The sequence below is a fragment of the Allopontixanthobacter confluentis genome (genome assembly GCF_009827615.1).
Taxonomy (GTDB): Bacteria; Pseudomonadota; Alphaproteobacteria; order Sphingomonadales; family Sphingomonadaceae; genus Allopontixanthobacter; species Allopontixanthobacter confluentis.
Genome location: NZ_WTYU01000001.1, coordinates 625799 through 652643, shown reverse-complemented (window position 1 = coordinate 652643; position 26845 = coordinate 625799). Strand labels below are relative to the sequence as shown.

The 26845-nt window shown below is 59.6% G+C and carries 35 protein-coding genes; 12 read left to right on the top strand and 23 right to left on the bottom strand.

The features are described from left to right. Positions 1-128: 128 nt before the first annotated feature. The gene (locus tag GRI44_RS03025) at positions 129-1004 is read left to right on the top strand and encodes a metal-dependent hydrolase (protein ID WP_160599976.1); all 876 of its coding nucleotides are present in this window, start codon (positions 129-131) and stop codon (positions 1002-1004) included. 20 nt (positions 1005-1024) lie between these two features. Here the strand turns inward: GRI44_RS03025 and GRI44_RS03020 are convergent, their stop codons facing one another. The 3 genes from GRI44_RS03020 to rplU all read right to left on the bottom strand — a co-directional run bounded on the left by GRI44_RS03020 (position 1025) and on the right by rplU (position 2568). Then, positions 1025-1570, bottom strand: a complete 546-nt coding sequence (locus GRI44_RS03020; RefSeq protein ID WP_160599975.1) for a GNAT family N-acetyltransferase — start codon at positions 1568-1570, stop codon at positions 1025-1027. 207 nt (positions 1571-1777) lie between these two features. Continuing rightward, on the bottom strand, positions 1778-2047 hold the full coding sequence (gene rpmA / locus GRI44_RS03015; protein ID WP_160599974.1) for a 50S ribosomal protein L27: 270 nt from the start codon (positions 2045-2047) through the stop codon (positions 1778-1780). Between the two features lie 26 nt (positions 2048-2073). Further along, positions 2074-2568 (bottom strand): 50S ribosomal protein L21, encoded by a 495-nt coding sequence (gene rplU / locus GRI44_RS03010; protein WP_160599973.1) that lies wholly within the window; start codon positions 2566-2568, stop codon positions 2074-2076. Between the two features lie 211 nt (positions 2569-2779). On the opposite strand from rplU, the gene GRI44_RS03005 reads away from it, so the two are divergent. Both GRI44_RS03005 and GRI44_RS03000 read left to right on the top strand, forming a co-directional pair. Further along, positions 2780-3295 carry a hypothetical protein gene (locus tag GRI44_RS03005; protein ID WP_160599972.1) on the top strand — a complete coding sequence of 172 codons (516 nt, stop codon included), beginning with the start codon at positions 2780-2782 and terminating at the stop codon, positions 3293-3295. Then, on the top strand, positions 3292-4008 hold the full coding sequence (locus tag GRI44_RS03000; protein WP_160599971.1) for a Crp/Fnr family transcriptional regulator: 717 nt from the start codon (positions 3292-3294) through the stop codon (positions 4006-4008). The genes GRI44_RS03005 and GRI44_RS03000 overlap by 4 nt, the downstream gene beginning before the upstream one ends. On the opposite strand, the gene GRI44_RS02995 is transcribed toward GRI44_RS03000, so the two are convergent. The 16 genes from GRI44_RS02995 to coxB all read right to left on the bottom strand — a co-directional run bounded on the left by GRI44_RS02995 (position 4000) and on the right by coxB (position 15864). Further along, the gene (locus GRI44_RS02995; RefSeq protein ID WP_160599970.1) at positions 4000-4422 is read right to left on the bottom strand and encodes a hypothetical protein; all 423 of its coding nucleotides are present in this window, start codon (positions 4420-4422) and stop codon (positions 4000-4002) included. The two genes, GRI44_RS03000 and GRI44_RS02995, sit on opposite strands and share 9 nt — an antisense overlap. Positions 4423-4501: 79 nt before the next feature. Further along, positions 4502-4945 (bottom strand): molybdenum cofactor biosynthesis protein MoaE, encoded by a 444-nt coding sequence (locus GRI44_RS02990; RefSeq protein WP_160599969.1) that lies wholly within the window; start codon positions 4943-4945, stop codon positions 4502-4504. Positions 4946-4949: 4 nt separating this feature from the next. Further along, positions 4950-5210 (bottom strand): MoaD/ThiS family protein, encoded by a 261-nt coding sequence (locus GRI44_RS02985; RefSeq protein WP_160599968.1) that lies wholly within the window; start codon positions 5208-5210, stop codon positions 4950-4952. Positions 5211-5212: 2 nt separating this feature from the next. Beyond that, positions 5213-6229 carry a GTP 3',8-cyclase MoaA gene (gene moaA, locus GRI44_RS02980; RefSeq protein WP_160599967.1) on the bottom strand — a complete coding sequence of 339 codons (1017 nt, stop codon included), beginning with the start codon at positions 6227-6229 and terminating at the stop codon, positions 5213-5215. Then, complete coding sequence (locus GRI44_RS02975; RefSeq protein ID WP_160599966.1) at positions 6226-6606, bottom strand: Rossmann fold domain-containing protein; 381 nt, start codon at positions 6604-6606, stop codon at positions 6226-6228. Before GRI44_RS02975 ends, moaA begins: the two co-directional genes overlap by 4 nt. Further along, on the bottom strand, positions 6603-6974 hold the full coding sequence (locus GRI44_RS02970; RefSeq protein WP_160599965.1) for a dihydroneopterin aldolase: 372 nt from the start codon (positions 6972-6974) through the stop codon (positions 6603-6605). The genes GRI44_RS02975 and GRI44_RS02970 overlap by 4 nt, the downstream gene beginning before the upstream one ends. 50 nt (positions 6975-7024) lie before the next feature. Then, a complete protein-coding gene (locus tag GRI44_RS02965) occupies positions 7025-7912 on the bottom strand; it encodes a class I SAM-dependent methyltransferase (RefSeq protein ID WP_160599964.1) in 888 nt (295 codons plus the stop codon). Next, entirely contained in the window at positions 7912-9312 is a 1401-nt protein-coding gene (gene thrC, locus GRI44_RS02960; RefSeq protein ID WP_160599963.1) for a threonine synthase, read from the bottom strand. The genes GRI44_RS02965 and thrC overlap by 1 nt, the downstream gene beginning before the upstream one ends. Positions 9313-9394: 82 nt before the next feature. After that, positions 9395-9976, bottom strand: coding sequence for an SURF1 family protein (locus GRI44_RS02955; RefSeq protein ID WP_160599962.1), 582 nt, complete (start codon positions 9974-9976; stop codon positions 9395-9397). Beyond that, positions 9973-10359 carry a DUF983 domain-containing protein gene (locus GRI44_RS02950; RefSeq protein WP_160599961.1) on the bottom strand — a complete coding sequence of 129 codons (387 nt, stop codon included), beginning with the start codon at positions 10357-10359 and terminating at the stop codon, positions 9973-9975. Before GRI44_RS02950 ends, GRI44_RS02955 begins: the two co-directional genes overlap by 4 nt. Continuing rightward, positions 10359-11180, bottom strand: a complete 822-nt coding sequence (locus GRI44_RS02945; RefSeq protein ID WP_160599960.1) for a cytochrome c oxidase subunit 3 — start codon at positions 11178-11180, stop codon at positions 10359-10361. Before GRI44_RS02945 ends, GRI44_RS02950 begins: the two co-directional genes overlap by 1 nt. Positions 11181-11272: 92 nt before the next feature. Next, a complete protein-coding gene (locus tag GRI44_RS02940; RefSeq protein WP_160599959.1) occupies positions 11273-11842 on the bottom strand; it encodes a cytochrome c oxidase assembly protein in 570 nt (189 codons plus the stop codon). Between the two features lie 5 nt (positions 11843-11847). Further along, positions 11848-11973, bottom strand: a complete 126-nt coding sequence (locus GRI44_RS14055; RefSeq protein WP_269800969.1) for a hypothetical protein — start codon at positions 11971-11973, stop codon at positions 11848-11850. Positions 11974-11984: 11 nt separating this feature from the next. Further along, positions 11985-12911, bottom strand: coding sequence for a heme o synthase (locus GRI44_RS02935; RefSeq protein ID WP_160599958.1), 927 nt, complete (start codon positions 12909-12911; stop codon positions 11985-11987). 138 nt (positions 12912-13049) lie between these two features. Further along, positions 13050-14768 (bottom strand): cytochrome c oxidase subunit I, encoded by a 1719-nt coding sequence (ctaD, locus tag GRI44_RS02930; protein WP_160599957.1) that lies wholly within the window; start codon positions 14766-14768, stop codon positions 13050-13052. Between the two features lie 55 nt (positions 14769-14823). Next, complete coding sequence (coxB, locus tag GRI44_RS02925) at positions 14824-15864, bottom strand: cytochrome c oxidase subunit II (RefSeq protein WP_202386120.1); 1041 nt, start codon at positions 15862-15864, stop codon at positions 14824-14826. Between the two features lie 232 nt (positions 15865-16096). Here coxB and pyrE point away from each other — a divergent pair, with 232 nt between their 5' ends. The 7 genes from pyrE to ruvX are packed head-to-tail and all read left to right on the top strand — an operon-like array spanning position 16097 to position 21585. Next, the gene (gene pyrE / locus GRI44_RS02920; protein ID WP_160599955.1) at positions 16097-16675 is read left to right on the top strand and encodes an orotate phosphoribosyltransferase; all 579 of its coding nucleotides are present in this window, start codon (positions 16097-16099) and stop codon (positions 16673-16675) included. A 13-nt stretch (positions 16676-16688) separates the two neighbouring features. Next, positions 16689-17420, top strand: a complete 732-nt coding sequence (locus GRI44_RS02915) for a pyridoxine 5'-phosphate synthase (protein ID WP_160599954.1) — start codon at positions 16689-16691, stop codon at positions 17418-17420. Between the two features lie 37 nt (positions 17421-17457). Next, positions 17458-17859, top strand: coding sequence for a holo-ACP synthase (gene acpS, locus GRI44_RS02910; RefSeq protein ID WP_160601208.1), 402 nt, complete (start codon positions 17458-17460; stop codon positions 17857-17859). Between the two features lie 14 nt (positions 17860-17873). After that, positions 17874-18794, top strand: a complete 921-nt coding sequence (gene lepB / locus GRI44_RS02905; RefSeq protein WP_160599953.1) for a signal peptidase I — start codon at positions 17874-17876, stop codon at positions 18792-18794. Further along, entirely contained in the window at positions 18787-19992 is a 1206-nt protein-coding gene (locus GRI44_RS02900) for an AI-2E family transporter (RefSeq protein ID WP_160599952.1), read from the top strand. The genes lepB and GRI44_RS02900 overlap by 8 nt, the downstream gene beginning before the upstream one ends. Then, complete coding sequence (locus GRI44_RS02895) at positions 19982-21118, top strand: DUF3089 domain-containing protein (protein WP_160599951.1); 1137 nt, start codon at positions 19982-19984, stop codon at positions 21116-21118. Before GRI44_RS02900 ends, GRI44_RS02895 begins: the two co-directional genes overlap by 11 nt. After that, the gene (ruvX, locus tag GRI44_RS02890) at positions 21100-21585 is read left to right on the top strand and encodes a Holliday junction resolvase RuvX (protein WP_160599950.1); all 486 of its coding nucleotides are present in this window, start codon (positions 21100-21102) and stop codon (positions 21583-21585) included. Before GRI44_RS02895 ends, ruvX begins: the two co-directional genes overlap by 19 nt. A gap of 25 nt (positions 21586-21610) precedes the next feature. Here ruvX and GRI44_RS02885 read toward each other — a convergent pair whose 3' ends face one another. The 3 genes from GRI44_RS02885 to GRI44_RS13835 are packed head-to-tail and all read right to left on the bottom strand — an operon-like array spanning position 21611 to position 23673. Then, positions 21611-22498 carry a transposase gene (locus tag GRI44_RS02885; protein ID WP_160599949.1) on the bottom strand — a complete coding sequence of 296 codons (888 nt, stop codon included), beginning with the start codon at positions 22496-22498 and terminating at the stop codon, positions 21611-21613. 11 nt (positions 22499-22509) lie between these two features. Beyond that, complete coding sequence (locus tag GRI44_RS02880; protein WP_160599948.1) at positions 22510-23481, bottom strand: hypothetical protein; 972 nt, start codon at positions 23479-23481, stop codon at positions 22510-22512. Between the two features lie 15 nt (positions 23482-23496). Further along, entirely contained in the window at positions 23497-23673 is a 177-nt protein-coding gene (locus tag GRI44_RS13835; protein ID WP_202386274.1) for a hypothetical protein, read from the bottom strand. Positions 23674-23791: 118 nt separating this feature from the next. Between GRI44_RS13835 and GRI44_RS02875 the strand changes: the two genes are divergently transcribed. Together GRI44_RS02875 and GRI44_RS02870 are read left to right on the top strand one after the other, a co-directional pair. After that, positions 23792-24271 (top strand): PaaI family thioesterase, encoded by a 480-nt coding sequence (locus GRI44_RS02875; protein ID WP_160599947.1) that lies wholly within the window; start codon positions 23792-23794, stop codon positions 24269-24271. Beyond that, positions 24264-24674, top strand: a complete 411-nt coding sequence (locus GRI44_RS02870; protein ID WP_160599946.1) for a PaaI family thioesterase — start codon at positions 24264-24266, stop codon at positions 24672-24674. The genes GRI44_RS02875 and GRI44_RS02870 overlap by 8 nt, the downstream gene beginning before the upstream one ends. A 6-nt stretch (positions 24675-24680) precedes the next feature. Here the strand turns inward: GRI44_RS02870 and GRI44_RS02865 are convergent, their stop codons facing one another. Further along, positions 24681-26813 carry a transglycosylase domain-containing protein gene (locus GRI44_RS02865; RefSeq protein ID WP_160599945.1) on the bottom strand — a complete coding sequence of 711 codons (2133 nt, stop codon included), beginning with the start codon at positions 26811-26813 and terminating at the stop codon, positions 24681-24683. Positions 26814-26845: the final 32 nt, after the last annotated feature.

The window sequence follows — 26845 nt, the reverse complement described above, 5'->3', positions numbered from 1 at the left end:
CAGGCGGTACTATTGCCCGCTTGCTGTGACAGGCAGGATGATTGGCCGACAGCACGCGCCCCGGCCACTATTGACACTGGTGTAAGTAAGGCGTATTTACATCCATGTAAGTAAGCACGGATGGACCAATGAACGCTCCTGCAAAAATCAATTTCGCATCCCCCGGCCGCAGCCCGGATGATCTCGACATCACCGTGCGCAATCGCAAGTTCGGCCGAGGCTCCAAAACGCGCCGCTGGTGGCTGAACGGTGATCCTGTGGGGACCGCATGGTTCAACGCTTTGTCTGCGACATTCCCGCGCGGCGAGGCTTTCTTCATCGAATCGGTCAAAGCGCACCGCGACGGCGCACCGCCCAAGCTGGAAGCTGAAATCCGCGCATTCGTGAAGCAGGAAATCAACCACACGCGCGAACATATCGTGTTCAACAAACTGGCGGAAAATGCCGGATATGACATTTCCTTCATCGATCAGCGGGTGGAAGAAATGCTGGCGCTGACCAAGGGCCGTCCGCAAATTCTCAACCTGGCAGCCACCATGGCGCTGGAACATTTCACTGCCATGCTCGGCCAGGAACTGCTGACCCATCCTGCCCACCTTGAAGGCGCCGATGGCGATCTGGGTGATTTGTGGAAATGGCATTCAGCCGAAGAAGTGGAGCATAAGGGTGTCGCCTATGACACGTGGCTGCACGCCACGCGCGACTGGACCCGATTCAAACGCTGGAAAGTGAAATCGCTCATGATGCTGATCGTGACCAAGAATTTCATCACGCACCGCGTGTCGGACATGGTGGAATTGCTGGCACAGGATGGCATCCCCGCCGGGGAAGCAAGGCGCAGGATTGCCGCCTATCTGTTGTGGAAGCCCGGCTTCCTGCGGCGAATTGCCGGCCAGTGGGCGGCATATTTCCTCCCCGGCTTTCATCCGTGGAACCACGATGACCGGCCACTGATCCGGAAATATGAAAGTGACTTTCCTGACGCAGTGATGCCTGCTGCCTGAACCTTCCTGCGGGCGGCCGGTCAGGCCGCCCGCATCGATGGCAATTGATCTGCTGCCAGATCATATTCGTAAAACACGCTGTCCACATCTTCATGGCGCGCCAGGCAATAGGTCGGCGCAACGCGTCCTGTCGGCAGGAAACCGGCCCTGCGCAGCACTTTGCCCGATGCCGGGTTATCTACATGATGCGCAGCAGAAATATGCCGGTGTCCGATGATGCGGGCAATTTCGATCACCGCGCGGGCGGCTTCCGTGGCAAAGCCGTTGCCCCAGTAAGGCCGCGCAATCCAATAGCCCAGTTGCACACCTGCGCCCTCTTCCTGCCCGACAAGGCCGCACATTCCGACCAGTTTTGACGAGCCTGCTTCGGGCAGTGTCACCAGAAAATTGGGATAGAGCGGGTCTTGCGCCTTCGCCACGAAGGCGCGCGCATGGCTTTCACGATAAGGCCATGGCGCTGCGGCCAGATGGCGCACGATCGCCTCGTCTGCAATCGCGGCTAAAATGTCATTCCAGTCCTCTGGCCAGGCAGGCCGAAGAAACAATCTCTCACTGCGATGAAACATACCCCGTCTCCTCTCGCCCCACAGCGCCCCTTTTGGGGATGCTGAGTGACATTACCATTGCGGCAAAAGCGAATTTCGCCCGCCGGCTGGTTTTTTCGCGAGGGAGATACGACAAGAGGGAGACAGGTTGGCCCTATCTCCCTCTACGGTGCCGGTCTGAACCGGCTGGGCCATCCTGTTGGACGCCCCCTTTATCGGTGCGTCCGCTTATTCTGCGGCTTCAGCCATCATGTCTACCGACACGTATTTGCGGCCTTGTTTGCCGGAATGGAATCGCACGCGGCCTTCTGCGGTTGCAAAAAGGGTGTGATCCTTGCCGAGGCCGACATTGGTGCCAGGGTAGAATTTGGTGCCGCGCTGACGCACGAGAATATTGCCGCCGATCACTTCCTGACCGCCGAACTTCTTCACACCAAGGCGCCGACCTGCTGAGTCGCGACCGTTGCGGGATGAACCGCCTGCTTTTTTATGTGCCATCTCAAATAACTCCTAAGTCTTGCGACTTACTTCGTGTCCGCTGCCTTGGCAGCAGGTGCTTTCTTGGCGGCTGGCTTCTTGGCAGGTGCCTTTTCAGCAGCGGCCTTCTTTGGCGCAGCCTTTTCAGCAGCAGGTGCCTTTTCAGCAGCAGGTGCAGCCTTGGCTTCTTCAGCCTTGGGTGCGGTATCTGCCTTGGCAGCTGCATTCTTGGCAGGTGCCTTCGAATCGCCAACCGAAAGAATGCGCAGCAGCGTCAACTGCTGGCGGTGGCCGTTCTTGCGGCGATAATTGTGGCGGCGACGCTTTTTGAAAACGATCACCTTCTCGCTCTTGGCCTGCGCGATGATTTCTGCCGAAACAGCAACCTTCGACACATCAGCGATAGAATCGCCTTCGCCGGCGAGCAGAATGTCGCCCAGGGTTACCGTATCGCCGGCTTCGCCAGCGAGCTTTTCAACTGCGATCTTGTCTCCGGCAGCAACCCGGTATTGTTTGCCGCCTGTGCGCACGACTGCGAACATGGTGATTTCACTTTCAATCTAATTGCTGTGCCGATCCCAACAATGGAACCGGCGCGACCGAAACACCGCCAATAAGCGGACCCCGGAAAGATGGGAGCCGTTAAGGGATGACAGCCGTCAAGTCAACGCCAGACAGCATGGTTTTTATATTGAGGCGGTGCTTTTGCTTCAACCTCTGGTGTGGAGCGCCCGCCGTGCTAAAGACGAAACGATGATAGAACACCGCCCCTACCTGTGCTTGCTCGCTCTGGCCACCTTTCTTTCGGGTTGCGCGTCTGCGGGCGACAAATACCCCTCGCTCGCGATTCGTGATGCCGAACGGGTCAGCGGCACGTTCGAGGCAGAGGCAGACATGGCAGCGCCTGTTGAACGCGCGCCTGCCAGCGCCGATCTGATCGCCCGGCTGGGCCAGTTGCGCGCCGATGCGGTAAAGGCGCATGGTGCCTTCATGCAGGCAGCACCGCGCGCCACTGGCCTGGTAAATTCTGCCAGAGGTTCAGGCGTGGCGAGCGACAGCTGGGCCATCGCACAGGTGGCCCTGGCCGATCTCGATTCGAAACGCAGTCAGGCCGCCCTGCCGCTGGGCGATCTTGATCTTATCTACACAGATGCCGCGATCAGTTTCGAAACGCGCGAGGAAATTTCAGCCACCCGCGCCGATGTAATTGCCCTTGTATCAGAGCTGGACGCGGTGCTGAACAGGTTGCGGGCGCGGCTGCCAACATGAGCTTTGCCTGCGACACCTGCCCTGTGCGTGACCGCGCTGCCTGCTCCGTGCTGGACGAAAGCGAGCGGCAGGCATTGGCGGCAGCAGGGCGCATCCGCGATATTGGCCGGGGGGATATTCTGTTTCACGCCGGCGATGAAATGACAGCCTGCGCCACGCTGATCAGCGGCGCATTGAAAGTGACCAGTATTGATCCTGATGGGGAGGAACGCATTCTGGCATTGGTCCATCCGTCGGGTTTCATTGGCGAGATGTTTCAGCCCTTTGCCCAATTTGACGTTGTTGCCCTGACCGATAGCAAGCTGTGCACATTCAGCCGCGCCAATATGGACGGGGCGATAGAACGCTTTCCCTCGCTCGCACGGGCCTTGCTGCGCCGTTCGCAGGAAGATCTGCACCGGGCTCATCTGCTGCTGCAATTGACCGGCAAACATTCGGCCAATGAAAAGGTGGGCAGCCTGCTGCTGGCCATGGCGCAAGCTGCCAGCGATTCGCCCTGTCATCCTGCGGCGCTGTTCGATTTGCCGCTCAGCCGCGGCGAAATGGCCAATATGCTCGGCCTGACGATTGAAACCGTCAGCCGCCAATTGTCGCGGCTGGAAAAAAGCGGCATCATCAGACGCGAAGGTGCGCGCGGGATCGCATTGCTGGACCCCGCGCGCCTTCGGCTTTCCGGCATTAGCCCTGCAGTAGGGCCGATCGTTTCACACTAGGGCAGCGATGGTCACCACTGCCAGCCCCCACAAAACGATCAGCACGGGCAGCACCAGCACCTGAACCGTGGCCTCACCAGCGCTCAGATGGCCGGTCAGGGTCGCAATTCCCCGGCTTTCAAACTGGTTGAAGGCCATCGGCCGCTTCACGCTAGCAGGTGCCATTCTCGCCCATGCTGACGGAACGCCAAAGATGGCAACGACGATAAGCGCGCAAATCGCCAGCGGGATAATCAGGCCGGGGGCGGCAAATGCCGAAGCCAGTGTGGCGAGAAACGCCAGATAGCAGCCAACGGTTGCCACATAGAGCCCGGTGGGCAATTCGAACGTGCGGTCCACTCTGGTGCGCAGGCGCGGCGCTTCAAGGACTGCGCCATGTCTGGCAATGGTTTCGCGGCTGTATGGTCTGGACATATCAATGCTCCCTCATGTGAGGAAGTGTGTGCGCCTTGCGAGGGACTGTTTCTTTGATCCGGATCAAACCCGCGCAGATTTAATTCCAGCGGGCAAGATCGGCGTGGTCGACGCTACGCGGTGAAATCCAGTGCCAGCCATCATTGCGCTGTTCACGTTTCCAGAACCAGGCTGCGCTCTTCAGATGGTCCATCATGAAATCCACTGCCTGAATGGCATCGCGTCGATGCGCCGCCGCTGCCGCGACCACGACAATCGGCTCGCCCGGCAGCATTTTACCAACCCTGTGCAAGGCCAGCAGGCCCGCAAGCGTGAAGCGGTTTTGCGCTTCCTGTGCGATTTTCTCCATGCCCGGCAGGGTCAGCGGGGCATAATGGGTCAGTTCCAGTGCCAGCACACCACCACCGGGGCGCACCTGCCCTGTAAAGCTGGCAATAGCGCCGGACGCATCATGTGCGCGTGCAAAGACGCCAAGTTCATCAGCAGGCGAGAAACCGGTCTCAGTCAGCCGTACATCACGCATGGCGCTATCCGCCGCTGACCGGGGGCAGCAAGGCAATTTCGTCACCATCGCGGGCATCCAGCATAGCCCTGTCGGCCAACAGACGTCCGTTCACAGCCAGTTTTACCGTGTCGGCCTGCACAGCCTCCGCCAGATGCGGCGCGACATGGTTTTCCAGCAGGGCCAGCAGATCTGCCCAGTCAATCGCGCCCGATGTTGCTGCAAATTCGCTTTCGGCCGTGCCGGCCATATCCGCCAGCTGGCCCAGATAGACGACCTTTATCATCCCTATCCGCCCGTCATCGACATATGGCGCGGCTGCGCTGGCCTGGCCCCGCGTGTGTCGATGTTGAAATGGTGGCGTTCCGGCTTGATCAGCATGGCTTCGTCCAGCGCGGCGTCCAGCTGCGCTGATGGATCATCCGATCGCAAGGCCGCGCGCAAATCCACCCGCTGTCCGCCGCCAAGACAAGGATAGAGCTGGCCCGTGGCAGTAACCCGCAACCGGTTGCAGCCAGCGCAAAAATTATTGGTCAGCGGCGTAATCAGGCCCAGCCTGCCGCCCGTTTCGGCAATATCGAAATACCGGGCAGGTCCGCCCGTGCGATAGGTGGACGGGCGGAGTGTCCAGCGCGCTTCCAACCGGTCCTGAACGGCAGAAAGCGGCAGGTAATGATCCACCCTGTCGCCGTCCACCTCGCCCAGCGGCATGACTTCGATCAGGGTGATATCGTGCCCTTCGGCGTGCGCCCAACCGATAAGGTCCGGCAATTGCGCCTCGTTCAGCCCCTTGAGCGCGACTGCGTTGATCTTGACCTGAAGCCCTGCATCACGCGCGGCGGCAATGCCGCCCAGCACCTGCGCCAACTGGTCCCGCCGCGTCAGCTTGTGGAACAGGACCGGGTCCAGCGTGTCGAGCGAGACATTCACGCGCCGCACGCCTGCAGATGCCAGCCTGCCCGCAAATTGTGCCAGTTGCGTGCCATTGGTCGTCAAGGTCAGTTCATCGAGCGCATTTGCGTCTTTCCGGCCAATTTCCCGGCCCAGCTTTTCCACCAGGTCGATCATGTCGCGGCGCACCAGCGGTTCCCCACCCGTCAGCCTGATCTTGCGCACGCCGCGCGCGATGAAGGCAAGCGACAGGTTGTGCAATTCTTCCAGCGACAGCACTTCGCTTCGCGGCAGGAACTTCATCGCTTCGGGCATACAATAAGTGCAGCGCAGGTCGCACCTGTCTGTCACCGACAGGCGCAGATAGGTAATCGCCCGGGAAAACCCATCGATGAGAGGCGCATTTGCCGTCATGTCTCATCCTGCATGGTTCGGGTTGCGCCGGTTTCTGCGTCAGCGCCGTTCAGCGGCAAATATTGCCCCGTAATGCCGGGCGCGGCATCGAGATAGGCAATGGCGGCTTCTGTTGCCAGCCTGTCACCGCCGCTGAGCATGTTGACCCGTGCAGGCGCAGCCGCGCGCGCCATTGCGCCCACTGCCGCACGGCGCCAGTCGCGGTGGTTTTGCGGCGCGTCGGGCAAAACAAGCACCAGCGACGCGCAATCGTTGTCCAGCAGAGCCTGGGCCTGCACCCGCCATATGCCGTAAAATTCCGCAGCCGCGTCACCCTCGCCATCTGCCAGCGAGGTGACCTCCAATACGGTCTGCGCGGATGAACCCTGCGCGATCAACGCCGCTCGCGCGTGAGAGTTATGCCGATCTTCTCATTGGCTTCTGCAATGGCCAGCTTCACGATCTTGACCGTCACGGCTTCAATCCGGTCATCCTGCACCATCAGCGTTTCACAAATATGGTCCGCAACCGATTCGATCAGCTTGAAATGCACGCCTTCAGGCAGTCCGTCACTGGCTGCAAATTTAAGGTCCATGTAATTCTTGCTCGCATCCAGCGGCGTGTCGGGCCAGTAACGGTCCGCACATTTCAACTTCACCGTCATGCTGATACGCAAGGGCTGCGGCTTGCCTGTTTCTTCCGAATAGATGCCCGTGAGGACATCCACTTCGAAATCGGCAACTTCAAGGATAAGGCTATCGGCCATGGCAGGCGATTGGCATTCCGGGCGACGCTTTGCAAGCGTCACCGGACCGCTCAATCATTCTTCCATCGGGCAAAAATGGCCGTGGGCAGCAATCGGCCGCCCTCGCCTTCTTCGCGCACTGCCAGATCCCCATGTTCAATCTGTCCCGGAAGATCGGCGAAAAGCTCCGCCAGCAGGCCGCCTAACGCCAGGCTGGACATGCGCACGGCATAAACGGTCAGGAACAGAAACCGGCTGTCCTTGTCGAGCAGATAGCGGCAATCGCTCACCAACGGGGCAAGGCTGTCTTCGATCCGCCAGGTCTCGTTCTTGGGGCCGCGGCCAAACTTTGGCGGATCCAGGATAATCCCGTCATACCGCCTCTCGCGCCGCACTTCGCGGGCGGTGAACTTGGCCGCATCATCCACCAGCCAGCGGATCGGGCGGTCTGCCATTCCGGCCAGTTCTGCATTCTCGCGCGCCTGCGCCACGGATTTCTTTGATGCATCAACATGGGTCACCGGGCCGCAGTCACTCAGCGCCAGACTGCCCACGCCGGTATAGCCGAACAGGTTGAGCGTCTGGGCATCCGCCTTGCCCTCCAGTTGCGCGCGCATCCAGTCCCACACCGGCGCCATGTCCGGGAAAAACCCCAGATGCCGGAAGGGTGTGCATTGCGCGGTGAAATTCACTTCGCGCCATGACAGCGGCCAGCCATCTGTCGGCACTGGCTGGTCATAATTCCAGCGGCCGCCGCCATCCTCGTCAGAACCGGGCACAAATTCGCCATGCGCTGCCCAGTCACCCAGCCTTGGGGCCCACATCGCTTGCGGTTCAGGGCGGATGAAGCGGTAACCGCCATAGCGTTCCAGCTTGCGGCCATTGCCGCTGTCGACCAGCCCGTAATCGTGCCAGGCGGTGCCTTCCAGAATGACTGGCTGTTCTTTAAGCTGCGCCATTATGCGCTCGGTGTGGCGCGCTGCGCGACATATTGCGCGACTGCGTCATAATCGCCGGGAAGTTCATTAAACGCTTCTTCGCGGGCGAACAGATCACCTATCCGCGCCGGTAACTGGGGGCGCTGGCCCGTCGCACGTTCCACCGCATCGGGGAATTTAGCCGGATGGGCCGTCGCCAGCGTAATCACCGGTATGCCTGCTGCCACGCCCGCCGCGCGCGCCGCGTGAAGGCCAATGGCCGTATGGGGATCGATAATCTCACCGCACTCCTCGCTTGCCCAGCGCATGGCCTGCGCCATGTCCGACGCATCGGCCCGCGCGCTTGTAAACAGGTCCGACGCCCCTTCGCGCTGGGCATTGGTCAGGCGCATGGCCCTGTCCGTTTCGAACCTGTGCATTTGCTGCGCCATGGCCAGCCCATCCCGCCCGCCGCAATCAAACAGCAGCCGTTCAAAATTGGAACTCACCTGAATATCCATCGACGGCGCAGCGGTGGGCGTGACAACACCTGCCGAATAATCGCCATCAGACAGGGCACGGTGCAGAATATCATTGATGTTGGTGGCCACGATCAGGCGGCTGATCGGCAGGCCCATCCGCGCCGCCACATAGCCTGCAAACACATCGCCGAAATTGCCTGTCGGCACTGAAAAGGCCGCCTGGCGTGCCGGCGCACCCACTTGCAGGGCCGCGGCGAAATAATACACCACTTGCGCCATCAGCCGCGCCCAGTTGATGGAATTGACCGCACCAATGTGAAACCGGCTGTTCATGGCGGTATCGTTGAACATCCGCTTCACCATGGCCTGGGCATCGTCAAAACTGCCGTCGATGGCAATATTGTGCACATTGGGCGCCAGCACCGTGGTCATCTGGCGGCGCTGAACATCGCTCACCCTGCCCTTGGGATGCAGCATGAAAATGTCGATCCGTTCACGCCCGGCCACAGCATCAATCGCGGCAGATCCGGTATCGCCGCTGGTCGCCCCCACAATGGTCAGATGGTCATTGCTGCGGGACAGGAATTTTTCAAACAGCAAACCCAGCAATTGCAGGGCCACATCCTTGAATGCCAGCGTCGGCCCGTGAAACAGTTCGAGCAGCCACTGCTGTTCATCAAGCTGCTTCAGCGGGGTGACCGCCGCATGGGAAAACCGGCCGTAAGCCGCATCGCATAATTCGCGCAGTTCGTCCGGCGTCAGACTGTCCCCGACAAATGGCTGCATGATGCGCGCGGCCAGCGCGGCATAGGGAAGCCCGGCCATGGCGGCGATTTCGTCATGCGAAAAACGCGGCCATTCACTGGGCAGGTACAGGCCGCCATCTGTGGCCAGCCCAGCCAGAGTTGCCCCTTCGAAATTAAGCGTGGGCGCAGTGCCGCGGGTCGATACATATTGCATAATAACTGCGCGGTTAGCTGCGGGATGATGCAAGGGCAAGCGAGCGGCGCTTTATGCGCCGAAAGTTCAGGTCATAGCGGCGCTATGATGGGCGAGGTTTGCGAGACCGCCGCTTAAGCGCCAGAAAATAAATAACCAGCGCCGTAAGCGCGAAGAAAAACCACTGCCCGGCATAGGCCAGATGGTTGTTGGGAATGTCCGCCGGATCGGGTTTGGCCAGCGCGGCAAGGCCCGCCAGCGGCGGATCGGCCACAATGCGTCCGCCCGGGGCGATGATGCCGGTAACTGCGCCGCCAGCATATTGTGGAGGCTTGGGATCGCGCGACCAGCCAAGGGCCACTTCGCCGTTTCCGCCTGCGGGAAGCGCGCATTTTGCGATATGCGCCCAGCCCTTGCCGCCTTTCAGCGCCGTGCCGGAAACCGAGCGGATGCCCAGCACAGACATGCAGTCGAAACTGCTGCGGCGGTAAAGGTCCGCTTCCAGTGCGGCGGCAGACTGCGGATAGGGGACGCTGGTGCCATCATCCATGACCGAGCCATAGCGGGCGAGCAGCGCTTCTTTCTGGCCAAGGCGATCAAGCTGCCAGAAACCCAGCGCAATCATCGCCAATACAGCCAGCAAGACCACCACCGTGGCAACAATCGGCAATTCGCGCAGTTTCATTCGCGGCGACCAGCCTCGCCTGAACTATTCCGATATTCCGCCAACACCAGCGCCGCCTTGGCAGCGCGGAGGCCGAGAATGACAAGAATGCTCGAAAGGGGTATCCAGAGCAGCGCATGGACCCAGAAGGGCGGTGACACCGAAACCTGCAACCAGGCCGCAAGGCCAACCACAAGCGAGCCGACAATCAGGATCAGAAATGCGGCAGGCCCGTCGCCCACGTCGAATTTCGAAAAATCAAGCGAACAAACGCGGCACCGCGGTGCAAATCTGGCAACGCCGCCAAACAACGTGCGCGAACTGCACCGGGGGCACAGACCGAAAAGGGCAGCCTCGGCAAAACCGGGCTGCCCCTTCTGGTGATCATGTTCGCCAGTTGGCATCAGTGGATTTCAGCGCCCCAACCGCCCCAGACATAGACGACGATAAAGAGGAACAGCCAGACCACGTCGACAAAGTGCCAATACCATGCCGCAGCTTCGAAGCCGAAGTGGTGACGGGGAGTGAAGTGGCCCTTGTAGGTCCGCACGAGGCAGACGATCAGGAAGATCGTGCCGACCAGCACATGGAAGCCATGGAAGCCGGTCGCCATGTAAAACGCCGAACTGTACGTATTGCCGCCAAACGCAAATGGCGCATGGCTGTATTCATAGGCCTGAACGAAGCTGAAGATCACACCCAGAATGATGGTGGCCCACAGGCCCTTTTTCAGCCCGTCACGATCACCATGGATCAGCGAATGATGCGCCCAGGTGACGGTGGTGCCCGAACACAGCAGGATAAGGGTGTTGAGCAGCGGCAGATCGAACGGATCCATGACCGCTTCGATCGCCTTGGGCGGCCAGACACCGCCAATGACTTCGGAAATGGTACTGGGGAACAGGGCAAAGTCGAACCAGCTCCAGAACCACCCGACAAAGAACATCACTTCAGATGCGATGAACAGGATCATCCCGTAACGCAGGTGAAGCTGCACCACTGGCGTATGATAGCCAGCCTGCGCTTCCTTCACGATGTTGGAAAACCAGCTGAAGAACGTGGCAATAAGCCCGGCAATGCCAAGGCCCAGCACGAGATAGGCATTGGCCATCTCATGCATATACAGCACCATGCCGCTGGTGAACACAAGCGCCGAAAGAGAGCCCAGGAAGGGCCAGATATCGGGCGGAAGAATGTGATAATCGTGGTTTACGTTACCGGCCATGAATGTCTTGTCCTGTCAGATCGGTTTCGCCTGCCCTTAAAGGGCCATGCGATGTAGGTCCAGTGCCTAGAAAGGCATTGTTGTGTGTTCGATTACGATTCCGGCTGCTTCGCCTTGTGGAAAGTGTAGCTGAGGGTGATCTGTTCCACGTTGCGGGCGTTATCATCCTGCATGATCGCCGGATCGACGTAATACAGCACCGGCATATGCACGGTCTGCCCCGGTGCCAGCGTTTGCTCGGTAAAGCAGAAACACTGGATCTTGTTGAAATAACGGCCGGTCTGTTCCGGCTCCACATTGAAAGTTGCCGTGCCGGTAATCGGCACGCTGCTATCATTGGTGGCGGTGAAAAACGCCATTTTGCGTTCGCCCAGCTGCAGGTCCTGCGTCACCTGATCGGGCTTGAACGTCCATGGAATGTCACCAGCGGTGGTGCCATCGAACCGAACCGAGATCATTGGCGCGCCCGCACTCTGGGCCATGCGTTCTGCCAGCACTGCATCGCTCAGGGTGGCGCGCTGGGTAGTGCCGCCAAAGCCTGTGACCTGGCAGAACATCTGATAAAGCGGCACCGCCGCAAACCCGAGGGCAAGCATGGCCAATGCCATCAACAGCGCCAGCGCACCGACGCGAAGGTTCTTGGTGACAGGCAGCGTGGTCATTGCGGTCAGTCCCCCATCCGGACAATGGTGATGGCATAAAACAATATCGCCAGAAACACGAGCAAGCCGCCCAGCGCAAGATTGCGACTTTTCTGGCGGCGGCGCAATTCGGTCTGTTCTTCGGGTGTCATGTGATCAATCCCTACCATGAAAATCCATATTGGGCAGCAACCCGGTCCACCACCAACACGCCAAACAGCGCGAAGAGATAGACGATGCTGAACGCAAAAAGCCGCTTTTCAGGCTTCATGGCATCGCCTTCCTCGCTCCTGCGCACGGCAACCGGCACTGACAGACCAAGAAAAGCGAACGACAAGGCCAGCGCGGTTACGCCATAAATGGCGCCGGTCCCGCCGATAAACCACGGCGCCGCGGCAAGCGGCACGAGCAGGATGGAATAGGCCAGTATCTGCTTGCGGGTTGACGCCTGTCCGCGAACCACGGGCATCATCGGAATGCCGACCTTGGCATAATCGCTCTTGATGAACAGCGCGAGCGCCCAGAAATGTGGTGGGGTCCAGAAAAAGATGATCGCAAACAGCAGCGCCGGCATCAGCGTGACATCGCCTGTAACCGCGACCCAGCCAATCATGGGCGGAAACGCCCCTGCACCGCCGCCAATAACAATGTTCTGCGGGGTCCGGGGCTTGAGCCAGATGGTGTAGATCACCGCGTAATAGACAATCGATACAGCGAGGATAGACGCTGCCAGCCAGCCCACCGCCAGCCCCATGATAACGACCGAGGCTGCCGAGAGCATAATGCCGAAATCACGCGCATCGCTGCGCTGCATCCGCCCGGCGGGCAATGGCCGCGAAGCAGTGCGCTTCATCCCGGCATCAAGGTCCGCTTCCCACCACTGGTTCAGCGCCGCTGCGCCGCCTGCACCAATCGCGATGCAGAGGATGGCCGTAAAGCCGATGACCGGATTGATGGAACCAGGCGCCGCCAGCAATCCGCACAGGCCGGTAAAGATCACCAGCGTCATGACGCGCGGCTTGGTCAGCGCGAAAAAATCGCGCCAGTCTGCTGGCAAAGCCTGCGTATCTGAGGGAGCGAGGATGGTCATGGTACGCTTGTGCAGCCTTTTCAGGCTTTCTCCTCAATGGGGAATGTTCCCCTGAATTTGCAAGACGGGGGCGTACCGTAACCGGCACGCCCCCTCCTGTTTGTATCCGGCTTGCTGGCCCTGAGGCCAGCCAGCCAATCAGGCCGTGGCCGGACCTGTGGCCGGGCGGTGATCGTGATAGTCGTGATGGTCTTCAATCACGGGAAGCGTTTCGAACTGGTGGTATGGCGGCGGGCTGCTCAGGGTCCATTCCAGTGTCGTTGCGCCTTCGCCCCATGGGTTATCGCCCGCTTTCTTGCCGGCAAGGAATGCGTAGGCAAGGTTGACGAAGAAGATCAGCATCGAAGCGGCCATGATCATGTAGCCAATCGACGAGATGTTGTTGAAGTAGGCGTAGGCGTCTGGATAATCCGGAATACGGCGCGGCATGCCGTCCATACCCAGGAAGTGCTGCGGGAAGAAGATTACGTTCACCCCGATGAAGAAGCCCCAGAAGTGCAGATGCGCGAGGAATTCGCTGTGCATCTTTCCGCTCATTTTCGGGAACCAGTAATAGAACCCGGCAAAAAGCGAAAATACAGCGCCCATCGAAAGCACGTAGTGGAAGTGAGCAACCACGTAATAGGTATCGTGCAGCACGTCATCCACGCCACCATTGGCCAGCACAACCCCGGTTACACCGCCAACGGTGAACAGGAAGATGAAGCCCATCGACCAGACCAGCGGCGATTTGAATTCCACGCTGCCGCCCCACATCGTGGCAATCCAGCTGAAGATCTTAACCCCGGTTGGCACCGCGATGACCATGGTGGCAGCAGTGAAATACATCTTCGTGTTTACGTCGAGACCGGTCGTATACATGTGGTGCGCCCACACCACGAAACCGACCACGCCAATCGCGACCATGGCATAGGCCATGCCGAGATAGCCGAAGACTGGCTTGCGGCTGAAGGTTGCCACGATCTGGCTGATCATGCCGAAGCCCGGCAGGATCATGATGTACACTTCAGGATGGCCGAAGAACCAGAACAGATGCTGATACAGCACCGGATCACCGCCGCCGGCAGGATCAAAGAAGGTGGTGCCGAAATTACGGTCCGTCAGCAGCATGGTAATGGCCGCAGCCAGCACCGGAAGCGCGAGCAGCAGCAAGAAGGCAGTAACCAGAACCGACCAGACAAACAGCGGCATTTTATGCAGGGTCATACCCGGCGCGCGCATGTTGAAGATGGTGGTAATGAAGTTGATGGCGCCCATGATGGAGGCAGCGCCTGCAAGATGGAGCGAGAAAATCGCGAAATCGACCGCCGGTCCAGTGGAGCCGGTAGTCGAGAGAGGTGCATAGACTGTCCAGCCGGTGCCGGCACCGATGCCGGTGCCGCCCGGCACGAAAGTGGAGAACATCAGGCTGGAGAAACCAGCAACGGTCAACCAGAAGGAAATGTTGTTCATCCGCGGGAAGGCCATGTCCGGCGCGCCGATCATCAGCGGTACAAACCAGTTACCGAACCCGCCGATCATTGCGGGCATGACCATGAAGAAAACCATGATCAGGCCGTGCGCCGTAATCAGCACGTTCCACATGTGCAGATTGGCGTCAAAAGCAGCTTCGCCGCCCATCAGTTCGACCCAATAGCCGAGATACTGGATGCCAGGTGCAGCCAGTTCCATCCGCATGATGCCGGAAATGAAGCCGCCGATGATCCCTGCCATAATCGCAAAGATCAGATACAGCGTCCCGATGTCCTTGTGGTTGGTGGACATGAACCACCGCGCAAAGAACGCAGGCTTATGATCTGCATCATGGCCCCCGTGATCGTCGGTGTGAGCCTGGAAGTGTTCGGCGGTAGTAGCCATGGCGTTTCTCTGGACCTTCAGTGAATCTGTATCGTGCGACTAAGTCGGTGCGTAATCAGGTTGCCGGCGCTGGGATAGGTTCAGCTTCAGCCTCTGTTGCAGCGGGAACTGCAGCCGGGGTCGCCGCTGGCGCAGGCGCTGGCGCGGCTGCCGTGGGCTGCGGGCCCACTGTGCCGCCCTGCGAGCGGACCCATGCTTCCCACTGCGGACGCGGAAGCGCCTCGATAGCGATTGGCATATATCCGTGACGCGCACCGCACAGTTCCGAACACTGGCCATAATAGATGCCGGGTTCTTCGATGGTGAGCATGCGTTCATTCAGACGGCCAGGAACAGCGTCAAGCTTGAACCAGAGCGAGGGAATCGCGAATGAATGGATCACGTCGGCAGCAGTCGTCTGCAGGCGAATGGGCGTGTTGGCTGGCAAGACAAGGCGGTTATCCACCGCCAGTTGGTGCGGCTCGCCATTGGCGACAGCCTGTTCCTTGGTCAGCATGTTCGAGATAACTTCGAAACCGCCATTGTCAGGATAGGTGTAGCCCCAATACCACTGGTAGCCGGTAGCCTTTACTGTCACGGCATCGGCTGGCGGCGACTCATACTGGCGCGCCAGCAGAGTGATTGACGGCACTGCAATGCCCACCAGGATCAACACCGGAACCAGTGTCCACACCACTTCGATGAACGTGTTGTGCGTCGTCTTGGAAGCAACGGGGTTGGAACGGCGGTTGAATTTCACCACCACCCACAGCAGCAGACCCAGCACGAACAGGCAGATCGCGGTAATGATCGGCAGCAGCACCACGTCATGCATCCACAGGGCGAATTTACCATCCTTGGAATATTGTTCCTGGAAAGTGATTCCCTTGTCGACCGGCTGCCCCTTGATCCATTCGGAACCAAGCGGCGTGTAGCCCGCTGCAGCATCGCCCGCAGCAGGTGCAGCAGGCGCTGTGTCTGTTGCAACAACAGTGCCCGGGGCTGCATCAGCCTGTTGAACGGCAGGCGCGGAAACGGCAGCTTCCGTAACGTCCTGTGCAGATAATGCCTGCGGAGCCACAGCCAGCGCGGCGGCGGCTGCAAGCGTTGTGATCATACGTACGGCCCCGCGGGGCAAATTACCGAAATTCATCAATCAGACGCTTTCCGTTTAGCATTTTGGGCCGCTATATCGCAGCCAAGAAGCCCAGATGTGGGACAGGTATGGCGCGGCCTATACGCGCGCTTGCCCCCTCCCTCAAGCGCTTCTAGGAGAATTTTCTGCAACACCGGCAGTATATACGCAAACTTGCAGGCACCAAGTGCAACAGGATGGCAAAGCAGATACAATGACAGAAGAAGAAGTCCTCGCCGAATTCCGCGCCAGCGAAGCGTTGCTGGAAGGGCATTTCAAATTGTCGTCCGGCCGGCACAGTGCCCATTATCTGCAATGCGCGCGGGTTCTGATGGACCCGATGCGTGCTGGCCGCCTGGCGTCTGCCATCGCCGCCAAACTGCCCCGCGAACTGCGCAGCCAGATAGACAAGGTGGTGTCACCGGCAATAGGCGGCATTATTATCGGCCATGAAATGGGCCGCGCGCTGGGGACCGAAGCCATCTTTCTGGAACGCCCCACCGGCACATTCGAGTTTCGCCGCGGGTTTGATCTGACGCCTGGTGAAAAAGTGTTGCTGGTGGAAGATGTGGTCACCACCGGCCTATCCTCGAAAGAAGCGATGACAGCTGTGGAAAACGCAGGCGGCGTTGTTCTTGCGCTGGCTTCGCTGGTGGACCGCACCGATGCCGATGTCCGTTTCGATGTGCCGTTTCACCCGCTTATCCAGATTACCTTCCCGACCTATGCGGATGACGAGGTTCCCGCGCAACTGGCAGCAGTGCCAGTGACCAAGCCCGGCAGCCGCAAGTAAAGTGAGCCACCCTATGCACCCTGGACGCCTGCGACTTGGGGTCAATATCGATCATGTCGCCACTATCCGAAATGCCCGCGGGGGCGATCATCCTGACCCGGTTCGTGCAGCGCAGATTGTCGCGCAAGTGGGCGGCGACGGTATTACAGCGCATTTGCGAGAAGACCGCCGCCATATTCGTGACGATGATCTGAAACGCATTCAGGATGCGACCGACCTGCCACTGAACCTCGAAATGGCAGCAACCGACGAAATGCTGGCCATTGCGCTGCGCCACAAGCCCCATGCGGCGTGCATCGTTCCGGAAAACCGCGAGGAGCGCACTACCGAAGGCGGGCTGGATGCAGCCGGCCTGCATAATCGCCTTGCACCGCTCGTGTCGCGGCTGGTCGATGCCGGCATCCGCGTCAGCCTGTTCATCGAAGCGGATCCCAGGCAGTTGGAAGCCGCAATCCGGCTGGGCGCGCAAATCGTGGAATTTCACACCGGCGAATACGCCCATGCCGCAGGTGAACAGCAAGCCATCGAACTGAAACGGATCGCCGATATGGCAGCGCTGGCAGTCAAGAACGGCATCGAACCGCACGCAGGACACGGCCTGACTTATGAAAACGTGCAGCCAATCGCTGCCATCCCGCAATTGGCTGAGCTCAATATCGGACATTATCTTGTTGGCGAGGCCGTCTTTGTCGGGCTGGAAGCAGCCGTGCGGCGGATGCGTGACCTGATGGATGATGTCCGATGACAGCCCGGTTCAAGACGCAGATGATGAGAAAAATGGCATGATCATCGGCATCGGGTCAGACCTGTGCAACATCGAACGCGTAGCCAAAGTGCTGGAACGGCACGGAGAGCGGTTCGAGAACCGCAGCTTTACTGCCACAGAACGCGCCAAGGCTGCCAAGCGGCCTTATACGCGGGCAGGAACTTACGCGAAGCGGTTTGCCGCGAAGGAAGCGTTTTCCAAGGCCGTAGGCACCGGATTTTACCGCGGCGTCTATATGAAGGACATTGGCGTGGTGAATGCGCCATCAGGTGCGCCCACTCTTGCCTTGACAAATGGCGCGGCAAAGCGGCTTGCGGAACTGACACCTGCGGGCCATGAAGCAGTCATTCATCTTACCCTCACCGACGATCATCCATGGGCGCAGGCTTTCGTAATCATCGAAGCCATCCCACTTTGAAATCAGGCCCGTACATGAGTTCCGGCATCAACACTGTGACAGACACCCCAATCAAGACAAACAGCGGCAATCCTGACAACGGTGCCGGAGATAGTGCCGAAAAGGTCAACTGGCTTGCAGAATTGCGCGGCCTTGGCCTGATGCTGCTCGCCGTGCTGGCATTTCACAGCTTTGTGGCCAAACCGTTCTACATCCCTTCGCCCAGCATGATGCCCAATCTGTTGGAAGGGGACCGGCTGGTGGTCAGCAAATATCCCTATGGCTGGTCGTGGGTTTCAGCATCGTTCCATTTGCTGCCGCGCAGCACCACCCGCATTTTTCCTGCCACACCCGAATATGGCGATATCGTCATTCCAGTGCCGCCGCATCAGGACGCCGATTACATCAAGCGCGTTGTTGGCCGGCCGGGTGACCGGCTGGCAGTGGTCAACGGGCAGATCATCCTCAACGGGGTGCCGGTTCCGCAGCAGGTTGAACCTGCCATCCAGATCCCGATTGATGCCAATAATCCGTGCGATCCGTTTGAATATCCGGGCATGGCCATAACCAAGCCATCGGGCGAACGGGTGTGCGAAATGCCGACTTACCGGGAAACCCTGCCCAACGGCGCAACCTATCTGGTCATCGATCACATGACCCAGGATCTCGATAATTACGACGAGATTACCATCCCCGAAGGCCATGTCTTTGTGATGGGCGACAACCGCGATCATTCGGCAGACAGCCGGGCCCCTATCTATCGCAGCGGGCTTGGCGGACCGATTCCGCTTGAAAATATTGGCGGAAGAGCGGAATTCATTACATTCTCGCTCGATGGTTCAACCAGCTGGAACCCACTGACATGGTGGAGTTCCCTGCGCGGTGACCGGGCATGGACAACGCTGCGGCCGGCACTTGTGAAAACGGCAGCAAACAGGGGTGGCATGAATGACTGAACACGGCGCAGGGACAAATACCGCTTCCAGCGATCCGGACGACATCAGCCAGATCGGCTCCAGTCCGACGCGCATTTCCGACGCATCCCTGCGGTATGAGGCCAAGCGGGCGCTGGTCTGGGCCAGCGTTATCGGTCTCATCATCCTGACGGTTTATATCTCCCAATCGCTGCTGGTCATTTTCGGTGCCATGGTTCTGGCCTCCATGATTGATGGCGGGGCGCGCCTGCTCGGCCGCGCAATCAAGATTCCCCGCGTCTGGCGCGTGGTCATCGTATTGCTGGTGACGCTGGCCTTTTTCGTCTGGCTGGCCGCCTATGCCGGCACGCAGATTTCGCGCGAAGCGGCTCAGCTGCCGCAGATTGTCGAAAGCCAGATATCCGTTGCGATCCAATGGCTGGATGCGCAGGGGTTTGGCATAAGGCAGGACGATATCAAGGGCTTTGCCGGCAATCTGATGGGCGGTGTGGGCACCGTGACCAGAGCAATCGGCGGCATTCTTGGCGGACTGACCACATTGTTCCTGATTACTATCATCGGCATTTACGTGGCGATGGAACCTCAGCTTTACGAACGCGGAGTGGCATGGATGCTGCCGCGTGAAAAACGCGGCGATTTCTACCAGACCGCCTCGATCATGGGCACCACCATGCGCAAGCTGATGGCAGGCCGGCTGGTGGGCATGGTGTTCGAAGGCGCTGTCACCTGGATCATGCTGTCCATCTATGGCGTGCCGATGGCGGCGCTGCTGGGCATTCTGACCGGTTTGCTGGCGTTCATTCCCAATATCGGCGCGCTCATGGCGGGCGTCCTGATGGTGATGGTCGGCTTTTCCGGCGGCACGGATATGGGTCTTTATACCGTCTTTGTGTATTTTGTGGTCCAGACCTTTGACGGTTATGTGGTGATCCCGCTTATCGCCAAGAAGACGGTCGATCTGGCCCCTGCCCTGGTCCTGGCAGCGCAGCTTATCATGGGCATATTGTTCGGCATTCTGGGACTGTTCCTGGCCGATCCGATGCTGGCCATGATCAAGGTCATGCTGGAACGGCGAGCAGAAAAGAATGGCGCTGACGGCGAGGATGCCAGTCTTGAGAATAGGAGCCCGGAAAATGACAGGCCCGAGAATGACAGGCCCGAAAACAATCGGCCCGAGAATAATAGGCGGGGCGAAGGTGCGATAGCTGATGGCGCGTAAATTCCTGTATTTTATCGCCACGATGATCATTCTGGTGATCGCCGGCGCATTTGTGCTCAACATCTGGTCCAAGGAACTGACCGAATTTGCGCTTGTGCCGCGCGGCGATTTTGTCGAGCAGCAGCCGCTCGACCAGAATGCGTATCAGGACCCTAACATGTGGTTTTCGCGCCCCGGCATCGGCATTGATGATCCGGCGCGCTGGCAGCCGGCATCACGCGAAACGGGCCGCGAATTGCCGGAAGGTGATGCGGTTGGGGGCAATTTTGCCGTCTTTTTCGTGCATCCCACCAGCTATCTCGACCGCACCAAATGGAATGCCGCGCTGGATGATGCCGAATCGCAGCGGATTGCGCGGCTTTATGTGCGCGGCATGGCCAGCCCGTTTAACCAGGCGAGCGAAATCTGGGCGCCAAAATACCGTCAGGCCACCATCGGTTCCTTCCTGACCAATTCGCCGCAGGCCGTCAGCGCGAAACAGGCTGCCTATTATGATGTCAAACAGGCGTTCGCGTTCTTCCTGGCGAGCGTGGACAAGGACACGCCGATCGTTCTTGCGGGCCACAGCCAGGGATCGCTGCACCTGCTGCAACTCCTGCGTGAACAGCTTGCCGGCACTGCTGCGGCCAGGAGGATCGCTGCCATCTATGTTGCTGGCTGGCCTGTTTCTGTCGAACATGATTTGCCTGCACTGGGCTTTCCTGCCTGCGCGACCGCAGAACAAAGCGGCTGCATCATGAGCTGGTCCAGCTTTGCCGAACCGGCCGACCCGAGCTTGCTGATGGGCAGCTATGGCGCATCGGAAGGCTTTGACGGCAAATTGCGCGGCACCAGCCCCATTCTATGCACCAATCCGCTGACCGGCGGCATCGGCGGTACGGCACCTGCGACTGCCAACCTTGGCACGCTGGTGCCTGATGCCGATTTCACAAGCGGCGAACTGGTCGCCGGTGCTGTTCCGGCGCGGTGTTCTGAAAATGGTCTGCTGCTGATCGGCGATCCGCCCGAAATGGGCAGCGCGGTGCTGCCGGGTAACAATTACCACGTCTATGACATTCCGCTGTTCTGGAAAAACCTTCAGACAGACGTTGGCCGGCGGGTGGAGCAGTGGAGCGCAGGGCGCTGATTACCGACAGTGCCCGTGAATTTGGTGATGCACTGCCCGATGGCGGCGCATTGCTGGCGATAGACCTCGGGACCAAGACTCTTGGCATTGCGACGTGTGATGCAGGGTGGCAATTTGCCACGGCATACAAGACGCTGGAGCGCGGCAAATTCGGGCGCGACCGCGATGCGTTGGCGGCCATTATCGCAGAGCGTAGGGTATTGGGGCTGGTGATTGGCCTGCCCCGCAACATGGACGGCAGCGAGGGGCCGCGGGCACAGGCCAGCCGCGCCTATGCCCGCAACCTCAACGCCGCATTCGAACTGCCTGTGCTGTTATGGGATGAGCGCTGGTCCACAGCCAGCGCAGAAAACGCGATGATCGGGCAGGATTTCAGCCGCAGGAAGCGCGCTGAAAGGATCGACAGCCACGCTGCAGCGGTGTTTTTGCAAGGCGCGATTGACGCCATGGCGGGCAGCATAATCTGATCTTTCGCCCGGTGTGAGGATGCCCTCAGACCCATTCGCCTTGCCCGCACAGTTCTGCCCTTCGCAGCCGCGCTTCCTGTGCCACCATGCGGCTGCCACTCATTTCAGCCTCGCGCCATAAAGCGTCTTTTTCGGCAGTATCCAGCAACAGCGCACGCGCTTCAAAACTGGCCAGCCGCAAGCGGTCGCTGGGGTGGTGCTGGCCGAAGCTGGCCGCAAGATCCATTGCCTCGTCACTGCCCAGCCCCACCATCACCCGCAGAAAAGTCTCCGTTGATGTGGGATTGAGGATTGCAGTGATCCGGTCCGTTGAAGGGTCAAACCCGTATTGGTCATGCCACCCTTGCGCATCATCAATCCCCATGACGTTGAGTGAGACCGACATGCTGGCAGGCGGTAACTGGCTGTGAACATCCAGATGGGCGCGATAAAGCATCAGCTTGCCCTGCGTCAGCGCGCTTCGCTCGACAAAGCGCAGCCCTGCGGTTTCACCGCGGAAACCGGCGACATTTTCATAGTCATACTCATAATAATCGCTGACATAGCCCGGCCCGAAATAGCCATAGGTAAGGAAGCTGAAATTATGGTCATGCGGCAGTTCGTACACAAAGCTGGAGGCGCCGCTGGCGCGGTAGGCATGATCCGTCTTTGATGGCCAGATATTGGCCCGCAGGAAAAAGCCGTCCCGCGCCGATGAGAGGATGATGGCCTGCGCCCCATAGGCGCTGCCATCAGACGCTGTGCAATGCCGCTGCTGCAATTCGCGCACCATCAGATCGCCCAGAAAGTGCTGGTTATTGCCAAGCCGTTGCAGCCAGTGCGCCGCATGATCCACGCTCCCATCATCGCGGCTGTCAAAACCTGCCGCAGCGATGGCCTCGACACATTCTTCCACTGTGGAGCTATCAGTCATATCGCAGCCAATTACACGGGGCAAAATTCAGCCTCCATCCGGGCAAGAGCGGGATGCGCGGTAACCAGCGCGTGTTTCAGCGCTGCTGCATCTGCGGCCAGACTGTCGCCCGGCTTGCGCGACAGAGCCGAAAGCGCGGCAAAGCCGGAAGCTGTATTCAGCGCCAGACATTCCCGCAGCGCCTGCCAGCGCAGAGCATCGCTGCCGTTAACAGTCATTTCAGCCAATACAGGCGCTGCATCCACGCGCCCCATCTTCCCCAGCAGGGCCAGCATCAGTTCATGGCGGCTATCCCGCCTGTCCCCCGATGCCTGATGCACCAGCGCACCATCAGACAGGCGAAATTCGACGCTTGGCAGGGGCGTAGGCGCGGTCCGGCTGAGGCGTAGCACCACCAGGCTCCCATCCACCTGCAGCACTTGTTTGGTCTCGTGGATGCCCGCCAGCGAAAGGGCGTCTCCCTTGGCGAACACAAAAGGGCGGCTGCTGAGCTTGGCATCTACTTCACTTGCCGCAGTCCAGCACACATGCTGCATGTGCGCCGATCCTGCCAGTGCCATCTCGTGCCGGTCGCTATCTGTAAAGCAAACCGTTGTCGGCAATGCCGCAGTGTCTGTCTGTTCATACAGCACCAGTGACAAGGCCGCGCTGGCGTGTGCGGCGATCTGGATGATGGCCATGGAACCTGCATATTGATGACGGAAAGGCACATGGCCCAGCGGATGCTCCGCCAGCACGGGAACGAGCGTGTTTTCCAGTGATGCGGCAAAAATACGGGCCGGGCCAACGTGGGAAAAAAGGGCGTCCAGACTGGCACAATCCCGCAAATCGCACCCGCTGCCATATTTGGTCAGATCGGCAAGAATCGCGCGGTTACGGTCGCTTTTCTGCCATTGAGATCGGGCCTTCAGCAATTGGGTCTGCGCCTTGCGCTGCGGAGCAGGCTCGCTCCGCAGCGCGCGCACGATAGGGTCGATACGCATAAAAACCCGATCGCTTCAGAGCAGGGCTTCGGGCGGGATCAAGTCGTAAACATAGACCATGATGACCACTACGCGGTCATCGGTCGAGGCAACTGCAGCGTCGGACAGGCTGCCGAACGTGCCGGTCAGCCGGTCAAGATCAGGCAGGGATGACAGGTCGATGCTGGGCAGCGACAGCGACGGTAAATTCATGAAATTTCTCCTGGCTTGGCGAACAGACTGCGCGCCATGCAGGGGGTGCTGGCGGTCCGCGTGCCTCAGGTGAAATTAAAAGATTGAAAAGCATCCAGCCTGCCCGCACAGGACCGGCATGGCTGATCAGACCAAACATCCCGAACCCGGCCGCTCCAATCCCAACCGCTTCGATCCCAGCCGCGCTGCGCCCATGCTGCTGTCCCACGGCCATGCCGGGTGGCTGGGCCTGGAATATTGCGGCCACGGCGCCGACTGGGTGGAACTCAAACTGCCATGGCGTGAAGATCTGCTGGGCGAGGATGACCATGAAGTGCTGGCATCCGGCCCGATCATCAGCCTGATGGACATGGCATCGGGCCTGTGCATCTGGACGAAGATGGGCGGGTTCAACGCCATTGCCACGCTGGATCTGCGCGTGGATTACCAGCGCCCTGCCCGCGAACGCGCAGCCGTATTCGGCCATGCGGAATGTTACCGGCTGACCCGGTCTGCCGCCTTCGTGCGCGGCTTTGCCCATGATGGCGATCCGGATGATCCGGTGGCGCACATTGCCGGCGTGTTCATGTCCATCGGCGGAGACCCGCGCAATGTCTGACGCAGGCAAGGCTGGGCTGACGCCCTATGCCCGTTCGCTGGGCATTACCGTTCATGACGAGGAACATGGCGCGCCTGTGCTGATGTTTGATTTTGGCGGCGAAGTGGAAGGGCGGCCGGGGCATTTGCATGGCGGCGCGACCAGCGGGCTGCTGGAAACCGCAGCCTATGCCATATTACGCAATGAACTGGCCCGGCTGGGCCGCAAGCACCGGCTGAAGCCGATCAACATTACCGTGCAGTTCCTGTCGGCCGGCAAACAGCGCCCCACCTATGCCAAGGGCCGGATTACCAAGCTGGGGCGGCGCAACGCCAATATTGCCGTAGAAGCATGGCAGGACGACCGCGACCGGCCGATTGCCACGGCCATCATGAATATTTTCATGACTGACGAAGACCGCTGAACCCGTTCAGAATTCAGGCGGCGGCGGCGGCGGTGGCGGCACCGGTTCCACGCGAACGCCCCGATCATCCAGCCGGATATCGACCGGCATACCATTGATATCGGTGGAGATGGTCAGCCCTGTCCCGTCTTCTATCTTGAGGCGCGTGCCATTGTCGCCAATGGGAATATCGCCGACATCAGGCACATCCAGCGGCTGGATTGGCCCGGCAGGATCGACATTGCCGCGGTTCTGCCTGCGCACAGGGACATTCTGCGCCTGGCGCATGAAATTTGCCCAGATTTTGGCGGGCAGCCCGCCGCCACTCACGCCGGCGAGCGGCGTATTGTCATCATTGCCAATCCACACGCCCACCACCAGATCACCCGCATAACCGATAAACAGGGCATCACGATTGTCCTGACTGGTGCCGGTCTTGCCATAATTGGGGATGGTCAGCATGGCGGCGCGGCCCGTGCCGCTGTTGATGACGCTACGCAGCATACCCTGCATGGCCTTGTGCTCTGAGGATGAAAGGCTGCTTTTTGAGTTCCACATCCAGTCAAACCAGCCCTTTTCTTCAGCCGGAAAAGCGCGCGGTATCACCGGGAATTCATTGGCAGCAACGCCGGCATAGGCCGCCGTCAATTCCAGCAGCGTAACCGTGGAAGTGCCCAGCGCCAGGCTTGGGTCGCCTTCCGCCAGCGGCGATCTGATGCCAAAATCGCGCGCCGTGCGGATAATGGCCTTGTCGCCCAGCTGGTTGAACAGGCGCACCGCCGCCACATTGCTGGACCGCGCAAAAGCGTCCTTCAGCGTGATTGATTGCGAATATCGCCCGCTGGCATTGCGCGGCTGGTAGCTGCCTTTTTCAAAGGCGCGATTGTCAATCAGATCATCAGGGTTCATGCCGGCATCCAGCGCTGTCAGCCAGACAAACAGCTTGAATGTGGAACCCGGTTGCCGCTTGGCCTGGGTGGCGCGGTTAAACGGCGACTTGCGGTAATCCTTGCCGCCAATCATCGCCACCACATCGCCATTGGGCCGCATCGCCACCAGCGCCACCTGCGCCCCGCCCAGCCCGGCGCGGTTGATCACGCCGCTGGCAATACCCTGCAGGCGCGCATCCAGCGTGGTGGTATATGTCTGGCTGGAATAATTGGCGCCGGCCATCTTGCGCGCTTCCGGCAAAGCCCAATCGGCAAAATAGGTACCAGTGGGCAACGTGTTGCGGGTGCGCACATCCAGCCCCGGCCTGCGAATGGTGCGGGCTTCAGCATCGGTGATGAATTTGCCTGCGACCATGGCGTTGACCACCATTTTCATGCGTTTTTCCGCACGGTCATAATGGCGGGTGGGGGCAAAGCGCGATGGTGCCTGCACCAGCCCCGCCAGCATCGCGGCCTGCCCGAGAGTCAGATTTTCCGGCTGGCGATAGAAATAATGGAGCGATGCTGCCCGCAGACCGTAAACATTATCGCCAAAATAGGTGTTGGACAGATAGCGTTCGAGGATTTCATCCTTGGTCAGCCATGCTTCCAGCCAGAAAGCGATCAGCATTTCGCGCGCCTTGCGCGTCATGCTTCTTTCCGGGGTCAGGAAAGTGAATTTGGCAAGCTGCTGGGTGATGGTGCTGCCCCCCTGCGTCGATCCGCCGGTTACATTCGACAATGCAGCCCGGGCCAGCCCGCGCGGGTCAACGCCCCAATGGGTGAAAAACCGCCGGTCTTCGATGGCAAGAAAGGCGTCCACCACATGGTCAGGCAGTTTTTCGGTATCGACCGGCGCAGCAATGATCGCGCCGTTGCGGGCAATGGGCGTGCCATTGGCAGACAGCAGGGTAATCTGGGGCGGCGCAATCGGTTCAAGGGACTTGGACAGCGGCGCGGTAATGGCCAGCCACGCTGCCATCAGCATCAGCAGGAATAGAAATGCGGCCACCGCGCGGCTGAACCACCACCAGCGGGTGCGTTTGCGCGCCGCTGGTGGCGCTGCTGGCGCAAATGCGTTGCCAGCATCATAATCGGTATAATCGGGATCGTCATCATCCCACCTGTCGCCATAGGGGTCCTGCAGCGAAAAATAGTGGTTCGGGCCGCGCCGGTCAGGCGCGGAACGATGGGCATCGCCCTTCAATCCTCTGAGTATCTTGCCGATCATCCGTCAGTGTATTATTAAAATAATACAGCAAA